This window comes from Legionella longbeachae (genome assembly GCF_004283175.1).
Lineage (GTDB): Bacteria > Pseudomonadota > Gammaproteobacteria > Legionellales > Legionellaceae > Legionella > Legionella longbeachae.
In genome coordinates this window covers 24,011-37,465 of sequence record NZ_RXNW01000018.1, presented here as the reverse complement: position 1 = coordinate 37,465, position 13,455 = coordinate 24,011, and the positions used below count along the sequence as shown (strand labels likewise).

Sequence of the window (13,455 nt, the reverse complement as noted above, 5' to 3'; positions counted from 1 at the left end):
TGATCGTCTAACAATAGAATCACAGGTTTATATCTATAGACAAACAATATGACTAATAATTTACACAATCTGTGCTATCTTATAACTTATGGGGACGTTCAAAGGGATTAGCGTGTGGGCAAAATTCACCTGGTGGCGAGATTTATATCCCTGCTAACGGCTATAAGGATATCTGCATTTAGAGCCCTAATCCTTATATTATTGATACATAGTTCGCATGCCTATGCGGCAAAAATAGTTGAATTAAATATAAAGGGGGCAATTGGTCCCGCTACAGCGGATTACATCATCCGTAACATTGATCATGCGCAACATGCAGATTTGATTTTAATTACTCTTGATACCCCTGGTGGGCTTGATGAGGCAGCGCGGACTATAATTCAAAAATTTTTATCATCCAAAGTACCTATTATAACCTACGTAAGTCCAAAAGGTGCGCGGGCTGCAAGCGCCGGCACTTATTTACTTTATGCGAGTACATTAGCTGCAATGGCTCCTGGAACACAATTGGGTGCAGCAAGTCCCGTGAGTTTAAATGAAATGGGGTTTACAGATGAAAGTGACCCCAAAAAGCAATCAACAAGAAAGGAAAAGATGACTAATGATGCGCTGGCAACCATGCGTACATTAGCGCAATTAAGGGGGCGCGATCCTGTGTTTGCTCAAAAAACAGTAATGAATGCGTCTACACTAACCTCCTCAGAAGCTTTAAAGGAAGGAGTAATAAATTACATTGCTACGGATGAAAAGGATTTATTATCGCAATTAAATGGCATAGCAGTAATGCAAAATAATCAGAAGATAATATTAAATACAAATAACCCCATCATCGAGATTATTAATCCCGATTGGCGTACACAGTTTTTATCATTGATTACTGTTCCTACATTAGCATATCTTCTGCTGTTGCTTGGGATATATGGAATTTTCTTTGAATTAGTAAATCCAGGGCATGTATTACCGGGGGTAATTGGCGCTATATCCTTATGTCTTGCTTTCTACGCTTTTCAATTATTGCCAATTAATTATGCAGGTTTTTTCCTCATTATTTTAGGTATAGGCTTTATTATTGCAGAAGCATTTACACCCGCCTATGGATCATTAGGTGGTGGTGGCACTATAGCTTTTGTCATCGGTTCTATTATGCTATTTGATACTCATACACAAATGTATCGCATAGCCTGGACAGTTATATGGTTCATGGCTTTCTTAAATATACTTCTTTTTATAGTCCTATTAGGCGCTGCTCTAAAAGCGAGAAACCAATCAGTTAAACATGGATTAGCAGTTCTGGAAGGAGCTAAAGGACGAGCGCTTGGTGATATTGATAGAGAAGGGCAGGCAGTTATTCGCGGGGAAATTTGGAGTGTGCGATCTCAAGGATTTATAGCAGCGACTAGGCCAATAAAAGTAATTAAGGCATCAGGCCTTATCCTGGAGGTTAAAGAGGATTTAGAGAATCAAGGAGAGTAAAAATGGGACCCTTTTTCATAATTATTGTAGTCCTGGCCATTATGTTTTTCACATCAGCAATTAAAGTTTTTAGAGAATATGAGCGGGGTGTTATATTTATGTTAGGGCGCTTTTGGCGCGTCAAAGGTCCTGGATTAATTCTTGTTATTCCCATAATTCAACAAGTAGTACGTGTTGATCTGCGGACTATTGTCATGGATGTGCCAAGCCAGGATGTAATATCTAAAGATAATGTCTCAGTAAGGGTAAATGCCGTTGTATATTTCCGTGTGGTAGCACCAGAAAATGCAATTATTCAGGTAGCTAACTATTATGAAGCAACAAGCCAATTAGCACAAACTACCTTACGTTCTGTCTTGGGGCAGCACGAGTTAGATGAAATGCTCTCAGAACGGGAACGATTAAATAGTGACGTCCAAAAAATATTAGATTCTCAGACGGATAACTGGGGAATCAAAGTATCAAACGTTGAGATTAAACGTGTGGATTTGGATGAAAGTATGATAAGGGCGATTGCGCGACAAGCAGAAGCGGAGCGCGAAAGAAGGGCTAAAATAATTCATGCAGAGGGTGAGTTACAAGCTTCCGCCAAATTATTGCAAGCATCGCAGGTTTTGGCTCAACAACCCCAGGCCATGCAATTACGTTATTTACAAACTTTATCTCAAATAGCAACTAATAACAACTCAACTATTATTTTCCCAATGCCGATAGAGTTAGGGGAGATTTTAGCGGGTATGGCAACAAAGAAGTAAAGGATAGTTCCAATTAGAAATTATAAGGTTTTGTTAACAGTTTATTCGGTTAATAAAAAAATCGGCGTGGTTTTATTGCCAGTGAAATTTTGGTAAATAGACTTATTGCAGGAAGTAGAAATACATAAGAAATGGCCTCGATTATTTTAAAAAGGCGCTTTTTTTTTCCTTCTGCCATAGCATAATGTTCGCTAAATTTTTTAAAAAATTGCCAATCAGCAATTTTAAGACCACTTGGTTCTTTATAACCCATAAAAAAATGGCCTGTAAAATATCCATAAAATTGAAAAAGCTTATTCGGATAGAAAACATAAGTAGCGGCAGCGGAAGCTTCAAGATAGGTTGTGTAGTGCCAACAGTTTTTCGGCATAAACAGCATATCTCCTGGGCCCAGCGTGACGTTATATCCTTCCGCTTTCCTTAATCGCGGAAATTGCTGACATAATGAATCCCACGGATGACCAAATTCAATTAAGCTATCACCAACATAAGGTAATTTGTAAATATATTCACTTTGATCTTCAGTAAATAATAAGAATTTCTTTTTTCCACTGATACAAAAATGCAAATTACTACAATGTTCTCTGTCAAAATGCATCTCTGTATGGGCGCCTTTTCCACCGAAAAAATAAGAAACTTTTAACTTTTTATTAAAATATCTTGGTCGAAATGGAATTTTTTGCCAAAGCGGCACATGCTTTTCAATCTCCATCGAAAGATAATTAGGAAGAATCAATCCAAAAATTCGATGCGGCATATTATTGTCCATTTGTTGCATGATGGCCTTAAAATCACCAGGTTGGCATGATTGCCAGAGATCATTTTCATAGGTATCATAAATTATTTCTCCGTACACAAGGTTTGCAAAATAATCTAGGTTGTATTTTTCAGTAAAAGATTTGATTTTTATTAAAATAGGTTCTTTGGAGTTGTAAAGAATTCGAATGAGATTTTCTTCTTCCCCATCTCGATATTCAATTTCCTGGATTTTTTTTGTTTTCACTTCTTAACCTTTTGAATAAGAGAATAAAAATACTACTTCTGGTACCATTTTCCACTTATTTCTATAGGAATTCTGGAGTTCTTACTAATAAGTATAAGCTAACATTCTTTCGTTTGTTCAATATTTATGATAGAACTCATTCTTTTGATGAGTCATGAGGTTTATATTGTGTCAATTAAATCAGATAAATGGATAGAAAAAATGGCGCTGGAACATGGAATGATATCCCCATTTCAGCCAAGGCAAGTGCGTGAAAGTGATAATGGACGAATTATTTCGTATGGTGTATCTAGCTATGGCTATGATGTTCGTTGTGCAAATGAGTTCAAGATTTTCACTAACATTAATTCAGCGATTGTCGATCCTAAAGCTTTTGATGAAAACAGTTTCGTTGATGTACATTCCGATGTATGTATTATCCCTCCCAATTCTTTTGCTTTAGCAAGAACTGTGGAGTATTTCCGTATCCCACGAAATGTTCTTACAATTTGCCTTGGTAAATCAACTTATGCCCGTTGTGGGATTATTGTCAATGTGACTCCTTTAGAGCCTGAATGGGAAGGACATGTAACATTGGAATTTTCAAATACTACAACGTTACCTGCCAAAATTTATGCAAATGAAGGTGTGGCACAAATGCTGTTTTTAGAGGCTACTGAAGTATGTGCTGTTTCGTATCGTGATCGCAATGGTAAATATCAAGGACAAACAGGAGTCACTTTACCCAAAGCTTAATGTAGACATTAGCCTAAGATGAAATTTAGGCCATAAAAAAAATGTGTTGATGATTGTAATGGGTATGTAAATATGAGCACTTTTCATGCACACATACTTTTTAATTAAGCTTCGCCCAATAGGGCCGCCCCCAGATTGGAGCCGGCCTGTTATTCCTCGGGAAGCTCGTACTTATCACGTGATGCATCAACGCGCTCACGTAATTCTTTCCCTGGTTTGAAATGGGGGCTGTATTTGGCTGTAGTCACCACTTTTTCCCCGGTTTTGGGGTTATGGGCATTGCGTGGTGGGCGATAATGAAGAGAAAAACTACCAAATCCTCGAATTTCTATTCTTTGATTTTTAATGAGTGCGTCACTCATTAACTCAAGAATTCTATTTACACCATCAGCTACTTGTTTCTCAGTAAGATGCGTCATTCGAGAAGCGATGTGTTCAATGAGTTCCGATTTAATCATATCAACCCCTTTTTGTCGCATGTGTCAAAGTCTTCCACCAGTAAAGATTCGGCGCCAGCAATTATTACTTATTTATAAGTATAGACGGGTAAAAAAATTATTCAATATTTTCAAGACAGTTAGTCCAATATGTTTTTTCGTGCATGAATATAGGCGAAAACAACACCCCAACTCATTTTTACTTTAGTGTGTTTCAACAGTTTGAAATGGATACAAGATAGGGGTTTACTGGTGGTAATTATTGAATTGAGGTGTGGCAATCGATCAATTTTAAAGCAGAGTTTCTCCCAGGTTGGACCAAAAAAAGCAGTAGAGTTAATGAAAATAAGCGTTGCATCATTTAAGTCTGCCTCGATAAAGTCACCTAAACGAAACTCAATCCTTTTTGCTTGGCTCTCGTATTGTTTTATGGCTGCTAATTGCTCTACTTGCTGGCAGGAGTGTAAATATAATTCGGGAAACAATTCGATACCAATACTTTTCTGTACAGGAAATACCATCCCGCAAGCGATTACTGCTTTTCCTGTTCCAGATCCTAAATCATAAAATACCGTGTTTTCATTTGGATTTATCAACGATAAAAGTGCAATAAAAGAGAAAAACTCAATTTCTCCATATGAATACTCCATTGCATCGCGTTTTCTTCGCGCAGTCTGTGATAATATAAATCCATTGCTTGTTTTGTACAGCTGATGAAAAATTTGCGCATGCTCTTGCAATTGTAACGAGTTTTGCCAACGCTTAATTTGAAAATATTTCTTTTTGTGATGCAAATGAAGGAGCGCTGCTAGAAGTACAAAAAACGAGCAAATAAAATACGGTATTATCTGGTTCAAGGTAAGTCCTTATAAATTTGAACTTCTTTTCATTGCTTTTCAATCACTCACGTTACTATAGCCGATTATCGTGTTTTTATCCTCTGGGAACAGTCCGTATACACGGAAAAACTTTTTATTTTCAAAATACAAAGGAATAAATAAGCTTAACTATTGCAAAGACGGACAAGTAAAATTATTGTACGTAGTATAAAATTATAATGTTAAGTGTTATTTTATTATGATCTTTTACGTTCGAAATAAAAATAAGTGTTAATTTATATTTCATGATGTGTAATTATTTAATATTTCCTTAATTTTGATTCATTAGAATGGAAATATATTGGGGATTGGAGAGAGAGCATTATGGTTGCACTTTCGACTGGATTTTTTAGTAATAAAACACAGGGATATAAGCCGCGTGAAGAGTATAGCTTCATCAATGTAGGCAATGAGCAGTTTCATGCTGCGGCAGTGGCCTTGATTGATTCTTTATATAGTGCGCAGCGTGGTAATGACGCAGTTTTGAAAAAAATACTAGAGCGTTTTTATCATTATTTCCCTAGATATGTTACTAGCCAACCATTTTTAACGTTACCAGAGCGTATGGGAATATTGATAAATAATACTCGGAAGACAGAGCTTGTTGAATGCATGGCGTATGTATTACGTCAGCTGACTGTTGATGAGATATATATTCATCCTCTGAAATACCGTGAAGTATTTAATGGTTTAAGTGCTGAAACCCCAAAGAATTATTTACGTGATCCTAAAGTGAAGTTGCCTCCAAGTGCTTTAAATGCACTAGCAAATGCTTTGGGAATAACTGTTACTTTATCCTTTAAAGAACCAGGAAAGGAACTGAGAAAAAGAGATGTATATGACGGAGAAGCATAATGTCTAAGCTTAATTTAATGATTCAAATTCAAGGGGAACAGTATTTCCCTGCTGTAAAACATAAAACAGAATTTGCTTACGTGGGTCAATTAGCCATTAATGCACCTAAACCTGTCGAGGATGTACATGAGCAAGACGAAACTCTGGCGGCGATTATGCACCTGATTGCCCAGGATAATAAAGAGTTATTGCAAACCTACGACCAATGGCGAAAAACAATTTTATCTATGGTAGTTGCTGGCGAATTAACGTATAACCAACTTTTGAATCTATATATTACCTTTTTGCCGGCGCAGTCTACAAATACCTTATCGTTATCTTCCTTGGATCAATCAGTGAGAACGCCTGTTATTGCTAATATCCCTGCTGAAAAAGAGCAACATACGAAAGAGCTGTTGGCAAGTGCTTTAGCCAGTTGGATTAGTACAAAGCAAGTTGAGCCTGATAGCTTGTTTGATCAAATAGAAAATCAATCCACAGCTGCATTAAGATAATATTCATTAGTTCAAGTGACGCGGAGTTTTGTCAACTCCGCGCGGCAAACCAAAAATTAAAGAAATCCTTGTGCTTTCATCCATTCATCATTGGCAAATTTGGACATATAATTACGAATTGAATCAGGTAAAATGACCAGGCATTTTTGTCCTTTACTTAAGGATTGTGCAGCCTGTAGAGCAGCCCACATTGCAGCACCAGAAGAACCGCCTACCAATAGGCCTTCTTCACGAATTAAATCTCTCGCTGTTTGAAATGAATTGATGTCATTGATTTTAATATACTGATCGATTAGATGATTATCCAATACTTCCGGGAAGAAATCATAACCTATGCCTTCTACCTGATAGGATTTAATTTCAGTGCCACCACCAAGAATGGATCCTTCAGGATCAACGCCAATAATTTTAATGGAAGGGTTATATTCTTTAAGACGTTTTGCTATCCCAGTGATAGTACCACCGGTTCCTACGCCAGCTACGATCATGTGTAAGTCTTTGCCGAAATCATCAATAATTTCTTGGGCTGTACCCCGATAATGAGCATTAGGATTATTGGGATTTGCGTATTGGTCAAGAATATGTGAATTAGGGATTTCTGCCTGCAGTTTTTTTGCTAAAGAAATGTGGCTTTCAGGATCATCATATGCTGCTTCGGTTGGTGTACGGTAAATTTTTGCTCCCAAGCGTTCGAGTACCGATTGCTTTTCTTGACTCATTTTTTCGGGCATGGTGATAATAACTTTATAACCAAGTACAGCTCCTGCTAAAGCAATACCTATTCCTGTATTTCCAGAAGTGGGCTCTATAAGTGTATCGCCTGGTTTAATGAGCCCATCTCGTTCAGCATGAACCACCATTTCATACCCAATACGATCTTTGACGGAGCCTCCCGGATTAAAAAATTCACATTTGGCATAGAGCTCACACTCGAGTTCACGACCGAGACGATTAATTTTTACGACGGGAGTATGTCCAATGGTCGCAAGTATGTTCGAATAAATCATATTGGGTCCTTTATTGAAAAATAGGGGTTTTCATTATAGGACTTTTAAGCATAAAAAAAAAATTCTTATTGCTTAAGTTTAAAGCTTTAGAAATGGATTGATTAATATTTTTACACTGCTATAATGTCCTTTAGCTTTTTTTGACAAGGATTTAGTATGTTTGCTCGATTGTTCCAAGTTGCAAATCGCACAGCGCCACTGGTATCTAGAGGCGTAAGTAACTCTTCCATCGCTCAGGACATGAATCAGTTATTTTCTTCATCTGTGAGCCACATACCCAAACCACATAGTGCTGAGTACCTAAAAATACAGCAAAAATTATTTAAACTGGATAACATACCTGCAGATCTGACTAGATTACGCAAAGGAACAGAACTTGTTGGGTTAAATATTACTGCTGCAGAGCCTCGTTTTTTAAATACTGGGCCGGTATATAATCCGCAAATATTAAAGGCTATTACACAGAGTGAGAAAAATGAATGGCTGGAAATGGCTAATTCATATTACGCCCAACTTGGTCAATATGAACTCTTGTGTGATGTTAATTGTATTACTACCAAGTCAGAGGCCGGGGTTCCTATTCATTATATTGACCATAGCTTGCTTCATGCAAAATCTTATACCCCTCTGGAAAAAGTATTTGATTTTGAGGGAAAGACGCCCACGCCATAATATCATTGGAATTCAGCCCTGCTTGGTTGATTTTAATTTATCGATGCCCATTTAAGCACAAAAAAGAGCTTATTAAAGTACGCGTAACAAGCCGGGGTATTTTGTGGTTAGCTGCCAGAGGTAAAAAATGTTACGGGAGGACCTTTTACCGTGTCAGGATTCATGGTAGGCAGGGTGCAGAGGTGCGCAGCGAAACATCAGTTTCGCTGCTATAGCCTTTCATAGCGCATAACGCTTGTAATTAATCACCCAACTTCACGCCAACTAGAGAGGATGATGGATCTTCGTCTTGATTTTGAGTTTGGCATGCCATGAGATTTTCCTTGTAGAGTTCATAGTGCAATGCAAAATGCTCGGTAACCAGATCCAATGTATCGCCAACTGTTGAAGCCATAGAACTTTGTGGATCGATGCACTCTTTTAATAATTTTGGAACAGCATACAGAAGTTCCGTTGGTGTCAATTCTACAAAGGGTTGTTTCCAAACATTATGATTAACCCAATGCAGGGCTGGGAGAACTTCATAATAATTATGGTATCCTTGCTTGTAAAAATTACAGCCTGCCAGGACCATACCTAAACCAATAGTTGCATTTGGACCATTTACAAGCCCTGACTTACCTGCTTTATGTAAAAGTCCCAATGACGCCTGCATCACCGCACCAGTCGTTCCCGAAACATCAAAAAAATGTGGCAAATTCATGTGATCATGCAGATGGATGGTTCTACCTTTAGGATCTTTAACGATGACGCTGCGTAATTGTGGAATCTCTGGGATAGGGCCGCCTTTACGTGAGCAACACTCAAGATAATGATTAATTGTAACACGCTCTTCCTCTGTAATTTGAGCTCCTTGGGCATATTGCTGCATTTGCAAATGTGCATAAGGTGAACCAGGGGCTTTGATATATGGTACATGAAAGAGGCTTAGGGATGGCATCATGACATTGTCCATGAAACGCTCCAAATCGCCTATATCCTTTTGTTCTTTTTTAGCTTTGGCAACTTTGCAGTAAGGAGTTCCATAGGTATTCGCAAGCGTACCTAAAGGAGATAAAACCACTTCAAGAACTCTTGAAAGTTGTTGCGGCGAAACCTTTTTGTCACCGGTGAGGATAGGTATTAACTCAGATGGGTCTCCGATTATATCTCTAGAGCGACTTTCATTAACATTAGAGCCCAGCTCAAAAAGACTTCTCAAAGTTTTTTTATCTAATTTAGCTAATTCTTTCCCAAGCTCGGCAGCTATAATACGCGTGATTTGCTCAATTTGTGTGGTTGGGTTTCTTAATATTCCTATTGCTGTTCGCATTAATAACAAATGTTCGGGACAAACAGCAAAAATCTTATCTACCGCGCAAGCTTGTCCATAAGTCATTCCATGGGCATATACAACAGATGGATGAACTATTTTTCCTGAAGCCAAGGGGGGTTGAACCAAAGCAGATTCTCGTGAGGAGTGTGTTGTTGGGATTATTGTTGCTAATGTCATTGCTTTAGCAACCTCTTGTTTTTCAGGACTCTCCCATTCTTGATCAAATCGCGCAGCAGCATATGTGGATATCCCGCGACTAGATGCGCCATTGACAAGATGAGAAGTAATTCTTTGAGAATTATAACGGAATGCAGTACTACCACCGGTTAGTATTCTTGAAAACATAATAGTAAAAACCTCGTATATTCAGACAGGTGAAATTTGTTAAAAATGTTTTAATTAATTTTCAATTAAAACGAAGTGCTTTAAATTTGCTTGATTTGTTTTATTTTACATTGCTTTGATTAATGAATTGTTAAGTAAGTCTATTGTTAAGCTATTTAATGAAAAAAAATTTGATTTTGGGTGTCACAACAGGCCTCTTGAGGCTCGTAATGTACGCAAGGCTTCTTTGCCATGACTTAAGGAAGTTAATTATCCTCACAGAAGCGATGGGCAATTGATTGAAGGTTAAACGGCCGAGTTTCTAGCAAGATTTGTTGCTTTTTAAACCTTTCGTTGTTTGTGATGTATTCAAAATATACTAGGGTATTTATTGAGGTATTTTCATTTTAGGAGGACATTTCACATCGTTTTAAGTGGTGATTTTATTTTTTTTAATCTATATTAAATGGTGATTCATTAAAAATAATAAAAAGCAGGGAGCAATACTATGCCAAATTTTAAATCATTAAAATGGTGTTTTGGAATAGCTTTATCTCTGGGGTTAGGTGCATGTAGCATGGATATGCAACGCTCAGAGCAATCGAATTATCCTAAATCTTATGAACCAACGAATAAAACGCAGACTGAAAAGCAAGCGGTTACTAAACCAAAACCGCAGCAAAAGACCTATGCTTCTAAAGATCCTACTCAGCCAGCTACTCCAGGACCTGCTCGTAAAGCGGCACCTCAAATTCCTGTGATTCAATAATATTAACCTATTTTGGCCTTTCTGCTTACAGGGCAGAAAGGCGAGCATCAATAAAAGTCTTTATTGACTGAGTATTACTCAATTAATGGGGTGAGGTCATTTCTTCTGGTTTTACAAATTCAGCAAATTGTTCTGCGGTTAAAAAACCGAGCTTGACTGCTGCTTCTTGTAAAGAAGAATTATCATGATGTGCCGTTTTAGCAATTTTAGCAGCTTTATCGTAACCAATATGCTGATTTAATGCGGTAACTAACATTAAAGAATGATGTAAATAATAATCAATCACCTTGTGATTGGCCTCGATTCCTTCGGCGCAAAACTCTTGAAAAGAGCGGCAGGTATCGGTCAATAGGTTCAGAGAATGAAGCACGTTAAGGATGATCACCGGTTTAAATACATTCAATTCAAAATTACCCTGGCTGTCGGCGATACCTACAGTGGCATCGTTACCTAGAACCTGGGCACAAACCATAGTCATTGCTTCACATTGAGTGGGGTTTACTTTTCCAGGCATAATAGAAGAACCTGGTTCGTTTTCAGGGATTATCAGCTCGCCGATACCACATCGAGGCCCTGACGCTAACCAGCGAATATCATTGGCAATTTTCATGAGTGCACAAGCCAGGGCTTTCATGGCGCTGTGGGCAAAAACCAAAGGCTCATGGGATGCCAGGGCGGCAAATTTGTTGGGAGCGCTGACGAAGGGCAGTTTGGTGATTTGTGCAATATGTTCTGCTACTTTTGTGGCAAACTGAGGATGGGTATTTAAACCTGTTCCCACCGCAGTTCCCCCGGCAGCCAATTCATACAACTCGGGTAAAACCTCTTCGAATCTTTGAATACACGCATCAAGTTGCGCAACATAGCCTGAAAATTCCTGACCTAAAGTAATAGGTACTGCATCTTGCAAATGAGTACGGCCAATTTTAACAATATCTTTAAATGCGGCTACTTTCACTGCAAAAGCATCACGTAAATTCTTTACTGCAGGAATGAGTTTTTTATTGAAAGCAATCGCGGCTGCAATATGCATGGCTGTAGGGAAAGTATCATTTGAAGATTGGGACATATTCACATGATCATTGGGATGAATGGGGGATTTACTGCCCATGGTTCCGCCTGCTAATTCGATTGCGCGATTGGAAATAACTTCATTCGCATTCATGTTTGATTGGGTGCCACTGCCTGTTTGCCAGACATGTAAAGGGAAATGTTCATCCAACATTCCATTACTGACTTCCTCTGCTGCTTGAATGATGAGATCCGCTTTTTCCTTAGGTAATTTACCCAGATCAAGGTTAGTGAGTGCTGCAGCTTTTTTTAAAATTCCAAAAGCGTGTGTCACTTCACGAGGCATAATATCTTTGCCTATATTAAAGTGATGAAGCGAGCGCTCGGTTTGTGCTCCCCAGTATTTATCAGCAGGAACAGTAATTTCGCCCATACTGTCGGATTCGATACGTGTTTTACTCATAATTTTTAATTTCCTTGCCCCGTTGATGAAATAAAAAATTCTATCATATGGGACAAAAATAAGTAATTTTTGTTATAGTGTTGGTAACGTTTTAACTCAGTCAGGCAACGAAAGAGAACAAAAAAACTCATGAGAGCAGTACGAATTTATCAGCCAGGAAATTACGACACAGGCCAGTTGCTCGAATTGTCCCCGGAAGCGAGCCAACATGTCGGGGTTGTTTTGCGCATGCAAGAGGGGGAACACCTAACTTTATTTTGTGGTGATAATCGCGAATTTGATGCAATCATAGAGACGGTGAAAAAAAAGCAGGTTATTGTGGTTGTCGGCTCTATAAAAAAAGTAAGCCGCGAATCACCTTTGACGATTCATTTAGCGCAAGCCATTTCCAAAGGGGAACGCATGGAATGGGTGATGCAAAAAGCAGTCGAACTAGGTGTAGCCAGTATCACTCCTATTCTTACAGAACGCTGCGTAGTCAAGTTGGATCAAGAGCGTATGACCAAAAAGCTGCACCAATGGCAGGCTATAGTGATTGCTGCTTGTGAGCAATCAGGACGTAATAGTGTGCCTCAAGTTCATGCGCCGGTTACCCTAAGCCGATATTTGGAAGAAATCCAAGCGGAATTGAAATTTATTTTACACCCAGGGCAAAATAAAACCTGGCGTGATTATACTTTTAAAGTAGCGGATATTGTTTTACTTATTGGCCCGGAAGGTGGGTTAAGTGAACAGGAAGTCCAATATACAAGTAAACATGGATTTCAGCCACTCTCTTTAGGCCCAAGAATTTTACGTACAGAAACTGCGGCAATTACTGCATTAAGTGTGTTGCAAGCGGTAGGTGGTGATCTATAATAGGTAAATTAACCAATTTTAAACAACAGAGGTTTACACATGAGCGATCTTATTAAAACCGTAACTGACGCAAGCTTTGAACAAGAAGTCATGCAATCCAATAAGCCTGTATTAGTTGATTTTTGGGCAGAGTGGTGCGGTCCATGTCGTGCATTAACCCCCATATTAGAAGAAGTAGCTGGTACGCATAGCGAACAAGTGACATTTGCAAAAATTAATATAGATGAGAATCCCCAAACTCCAGCAAAATATGGTGTGATGAGTATTCCTACCTTGATTTTATTTAAAAATGGTCAAGTTGAAGCAGTAAAAATGGGTTTGCTTTCAAAATCTCAATTAAGTGCGTTTGTTGAGAGTCACGTATAATTTTTTATTTTTCTCGATAAAAAATGTTGTATCTTTTAGT

Annotated in this window: 15 protein-coding genes; 9 read left to right on the top strand and 6 right to left on the bottom strand. The window is 38.3% G+C overall.

The window, feature by feature from the left end; all coding sequences use genetic code 11:
• Positions 1 to 123: 123 nt before the first annotated feature.
• Together EKG34_RS16055 and EKG34_RS16050 are read left to right on the top strand one after the other, a co-directional pair.
• The gene (locus EKG34_RS16055) at positions 124 to 1,473 is read left to right on the top strand and encodes an NfeD family protein (RefSeq protein ID WP_396426633.1); all 1,350 of its coding nucleotides are present in this window, start codon (positions 124 to 126) and stop codon (positions 1,471 to 1,473) included.
• A 2-nt stretch (positions 1,474 to 1,475) separates the two neighbouring features.
• A complete protein-coding gene (locus EKG34_RS16050) occupies positions 1,476 to 2,228 on the top strand; it encodes a slipin family protein (protein ID WP_003633731.1) in 753 nt (250 codons plus the stop codon).
• A gap of 49 nt (positions 2,229 to 2,277) precedes the next feature.
• Here EKG34_RS16050 and EKG34_RS16045 read toward each other — a convergent pair whose 3' ends face one another.
• Complete coding sequence (locus EKG34_RS16045; protein WP_003633729.1) at positions 2,278 to 3,231, bottom strand: cupin-like domain-containing protein; 954 nt, start codon at positions 3,229 to 3,231, stop codon at positions 2,278 to 2,280.
• Positions 3,232 to 3,399: 168 nt separating this feature from the next.
• Between EKG34_RS16045 and dcd the strand changes: the two genes are divergently transcribed.
• A complete protein-coding gene (gene dcd / locus EKG34_RS16040; RefSeq protein ID WP_012978729.1) occupies positions 3,400 to 3,966 on the top strand; it encodes a dCTP deaminase in 567 nt (188 codons plus the stop codon).
• A 149-nt stretch (positions 3,967 to 4,115) separates the two neighbouring features.
• Here the strand turns inward: dcd and EKG34_RS16035 are convergent, their stop codons facing one another.
• Entirely contained in the window at positions 4,116 to 4,424 is a 309-nt protein-coding gene (locus EKG34_RS16035) for an integration host factor subunit beta (RefSeq protein WP_012978730.1), read from the bottom strand.
• 119 nt (positions 4,425 to 4,543) lie between these two features.
• The gene (locus tag EKG34_RS16030; protein WP_012978731.1) at positions 4,544 to 5,260 is read right to left on the bottom strand and encodes a class I SAM-dependent methyltransferase; all 717 of its coding nucleotides are present in this window, start codon (positions 5,258 to 5,260) and stop codon (positions 4,544 to 4,546) included.
• 345 nt (positions 5,261 to 5,605) lie between these two features.
• Between EKG34_RS16030 and EKG34_RS16025 the strand changes: the two genes are divergently transcribed.
• Both EKG34_RS16025 and EKG34_RS16020 read left to right on the top strand, forming a co-directional pair.
• Complete coding sequence (locus EKG34_RS16025; RefSeq protein WP_003633722.1) at positions 5,606 to 6,136, top strand: hypothetical protein; 531 nt, start codon at positions 5,606 to 5,608, stop codon at positions 6,134 to 6,136.
• A complete protein-coding gene (locus EKG34_RS16020; protein ID WP_003633720.1) occupies positions 6,136 to 6,630 on the top strand; it encodes a hypothetical protein in 495 nt (164 codons plus the stop codon). Before EKG34_RS16025 ends, EKG34_RS16020 begins: the two co-directional genes overlap by 1 nt.
• Positions 6,631 to 6,686: 56 nt before the next feature.
• Here the strand turns inward: EKG34_RS16020 and EKG34_RS16015 are convergent, their stop codons facing one another.
• On the bottom strand, positions 6,687 to 7,637 hold the full coding sequence (locus EKG34_RS16015) for a pyridoxal-phosphate dependent enzyme (protein WP_003633718.1): 951 nt from the start codon (positions 7,635 to 7,637) through the stop codon (positions 6,687 to 6,689).
• A 156-nt stretch (positions 7,638 to 7,793) separates the two neighbouring features.
• On the opposite strand from EKG34_RS16015, the gene EKG34_RS16010 reads away from it, so the two are divergent.
• Positions 7,794 to 8,309, top strand: coding sequence for a hypothetical protein (locus tag EKG34_RS16010; protein WP_003633716.1), 516 nt, complete (start codon positions 7,794 to 7,796; stop codon positions 8,307 to 8,309).
• Positions 8,310 to 8,550: 241 nt separating this feature from the next.
• Here the strand turns inward: EKG34_RS16010 and EKG34_RS16005 are convergent, their stop codons facing one another.
• Positions 8,551 to 9,969 carry a hypothetical protein gene (locus tag EKG34_RS16005; RefSeq protein WP_012978732.1) on the bottom strand — a complete coding sequence of 473 codons (1,419 nt, stop codon included), beginning with the start codon at positions 9,967 to 9,969 and terminating at the stop codon, positions 8,551 to 8,553.
• Positions 9,970 to 10,456: 487 nt separating this feature from the next.
• Here EKG34_RS16005 and EKG34_RS16000 point away from each other — a divergent pair, with 487 nt between their 5' ends.
• Positions 10,457 to 10,717 carry a hypothetical protein gene (locus EKG34_RS16000; protein ID WP_003633712.1) on the top strand — a complete coding sequence of 87 codons (261 nt, stop codon included), beginning with the start codon at positions 10,457 to 10,459 and terminating at the stop codon, positions 10,715 to 10,717.
• 82 nt (positions 10,718 to 10,799) lie between these two features.
• Here EKG34_RS16000 and fumC read toward each other — a convergent pair whose 3' ends face one another.
• Positions 10,800 to 12,191 carry a class II fumarate hydratase gene (gene fumC, locus EKG34_RS15995; protein WP_003633711.1) on the bottom strand — a complete coding sequence of 464 codons (1,392 nt, stop codon included), beginning with the start codon at positions 12,189 to 12,191 and terminating at the stop codon, positions 10,800 to 10,802.
• 129 nt (positions 12,192 to 12,320) lie between these two features.
• On the opposite strand from fumC, the gene EKG34_RS15990 reads away from it, so the two are divergent.
• Together EKG34_RS15990 and trxA are read left to right on the top strand one after the other, a co-directional pair.
• On the top strand, positions 12,321 to 13,049 hold the full coding sequence (locus EKG34_RS15990; protein ID WP_003633709.1) for a 16S rRNA (uracil(1498)-N(3))-methyltransferase: 729 nt from the start codon (positions 12,321 to 12,323) through the stop codon (positions 13,047 to 13,049).
• 39 nt (positions 13,050 to 13,088) lie between these two features.
• On the top strand, positions 13,089 to 13,415 hold the full coding sequence (gene trxA / locus EKG34_RS15985) for a thioredoxin (RefSeq protein ID WP_003633707.1): 327 nt from the start codon (positions 13,089 to 13,091) through the stop codon (positions 13,413 to 13,415).
• The last annotated feature ends 40 nt before the right edge of the window (positions 13,416 to 13,455 follow it).

What these genes read in the sequence shown, in the direction of transcription:
- EKG34_RS16050 (WP_003633731.1), top strand. Translation starts at nt 1,476, where the DNA reads ATGGGACCCTTTTTCATAATTATTGTAGTCCTGGCCATTATGTTTTTC.
- EKG34_RS16035 (WP_012978730.1), bottom strand. Translation starts at nt 4,424, where the DNA reads ATGATTAAATCGGAACTCATTGAACACATCGCTTCTCGAATGACGCAT.
- EKG34_RS16025 (WP_003633722.1), top strand. Translation starts at nt 5,606, where the DNA reads ATGGTTGCACTTTCGACTGGATTTTTTAGTAATAAAACACAGGGATAT.
- EKG34_RS16020 (WP_003633720.1), top strand. Translation starts at nt 6,136, where the DNA reads ATGTCTAAGCTTAATTTAATGATTCAAATTCAAGGGGAACAGTATTTC.
- EKG34_RS16015 (WP_003633718.1), bottom strand. Translation starts at nt 7,637, where the DNA reads ATGATTTATTCGAACATACTTGCGACCATTGGACATACTCCCGTCGTA.
- EKG34_RS16010 (WP_003633716.1), top strand. Translation starts at nt 7,794, where the DNA reads ATGTTTGCTCGATTGTTCCAAGTTGCAAATCGCACAGCGCCACTGGTA.
- EKG34_RS16005 (WP_012978732.1), bottom strand. Translation starts at nt 9,969, where the DNA reads ATGTTTTCAAGAATACTAACCGGTGGTAGTACTGCATTCCGTTATAAT.
- EKG34_RS16000 (WP_003633712.1), top strand. Translation starts at nt 10,457, where the DNA reads ATGCCAAATTTTAAATCATTAAAATGGTGTTTTGGAATAGCTTTATCT.
- fumC (WP_003633711.1), bottom strand. Translation starts at nt 12,191, where the DNA reads ATGAGTAAAACACGTATCGAATCCGACAGTATGGGCGAAATTACTGTT.
- EKG34_RS15990 (WP_003633709.1), top strand. Translation starts at nt 12,321, where the DNA reads ATGAGAGCAGTACGAATTTATCAGCCAGGAAATTACGACACAGGCCAG.
- trxA (WP_003633707.1), top strand. Translation starts at nt 13,089, where the DNA reads ATGAGCGATCTTATTAAAACCGTAACTGACGCAAGCTTTGAACAAGAA.